A 1,526-nucleotide genomic window follows, 5' to 3' on the forward strand; every position below is an offset into this window, starting at 1 on the left:
AATCGAACCACCAGGAGATCACATCCATGGACTTGCCGCTCAACCGCTTCAAACAAGCGCTCCACTCGGGTCAGAAACAGATCGGCCTGTGGTCGCACCTGTGCAGCCCCATCAGCATCGAAATTCTGGCCCACTGCGGCTACGACTGGCTGGTGGTGGACATGGAGCACTCGCCCAACGAACTGCCCGACGTGCTGGCGCAACTGCAGGCCATGACCGGTGGCAGCGCCGCGCCCGTGGTGCGCGTGCCGTGGAACGACGCGGTGACCTTCAAGCGCCTGCTCGACATCGGCGTGCAGTCGTTTCTGGTGCCTTATGTACAAACCGCCGAAGAGGCACAACAAGCCGTGGCCGCCACGCGCTACCCGCCACACGGTGTGCGCGGCTACGCGGGTGCACCGCGTGCCAGCGGCTATGGTCGGGTCAAAGACTACGCCCACCGCTGTGCCGACGAAATGTGTGTGCTGGTGCAGATCGAAACCGTTGAAGGTTTGAAGAACCTCGAAGCCATTGCCGCTGTGGAAGGCGTGAGCGGTATCTTCATTGGTCCTGGTGATCTCTCGGCGGCGCTGGGGCACCTGGCCAACCCCAAGCACCCCGATGTGTTGAAAACCATCGACGAAGCCATTGCCCGCATCCGCGCTTGCGGCAAGGCGCCCGGCATTTTGACCGGCGACGAAACCCTGGCCCGGCATTATGTGGAGCAGGGCTGCCTGTTCGTGGCCGTCGGCGCCGACCAGAATCTGCTGCGCGACAGCGCCCAGGCCCTGGCCAGCCGCTTCAAGAACTGAATCTGCAAAGAAACGGAAGATCCCATGCTGCAGCAACCCGCCTCCCCTCTGAAAGTCGGCCGCCTCTTGCTCACCGGCGCCGCCGGCAACCTGGGCAAAGAACTGCGCCCACGTCTCAAGGCCTATTGCAATGTGCTGCGCCTGAGCCACCGCAGCCCCATGGGCGAACCCGGCCCCGGAGAAGAAATCGTGGTCGCCGCACTCGAAGACAAAGCGCAAATGATGGCGCTGCTGGAAGGCGTTGACGCCGTGGTGCACATGGGTGGTGTGTCCACCGAACAACCGTGGGAGCCCACCCTGGCCGGCAACATCATCGGCGCCGTGAACCTGTACGAGAGCGCGCGCCTGAGCGGCACGAAACGCATCGTCTTCGCCAGCTCCAACCATGTCACCGGCTTCTACCGGCAAGACGAAGTGATCACCCCCAAGACCGCGCCCAAGCCCGATGGCTTCTACGGCCTGTCCAAAGCCTTCGGCGAAGACCTGGCGCAGCTGTACTGGGACCGCTGGGGCATCGAGACCGTGAGCCTGCGCATCGGCTCGTCGTTCACCGTGCCCAAGGACCGCCGCATGCTCGCCACCTATTTGAGCTACGACGATCTGGAGCGCCTGGTGGTGGTCGCGCTCACCGCGCCCATTGTTGGCCACAGCATCATCTACGGCATGTCCGACAACCAGACCACCTGGTGGGACAACACATCCGCCAAACACATCGGTTACCGACCACAAGACTCG

2 protein-coding genes are annotated in these 1,526 nt (G+C 63.2%); both read left to right on the top strand.

The features are described from left to right. Positions 1 to 26 precede the first annotated feature (26 nt). Positions 27 to 791, top strand: a complete 765-nt coding sequence (locus ABYB95_RS23340; RefSeq protein ID WP_372662711.1) for an HpcH/HpaI aldolase/citrate lyase family protein — start codon at positions 27 to 29, stop codon at positions 789 to 791. A gap of 24 nt (positions 792 to 815) precedes the next feature. Next, the coding region (locus tag ABYB95_RS23345) for an NAD-dependent epimerase/dehydratase family protein (protein WP_372662708.1) at positions 816 to 1,526 on the top strand (711 nt) is incomplete at its 3' end.

Source organism: Hydrogenophaga sp. (assembly GCF_041633695.1).
Lineage (GTDB): Bacteria > Pseudomonadota > Gammaproteobacteria > Burkholderiales > Burkholderiaceae_C > Hydrogenophaga.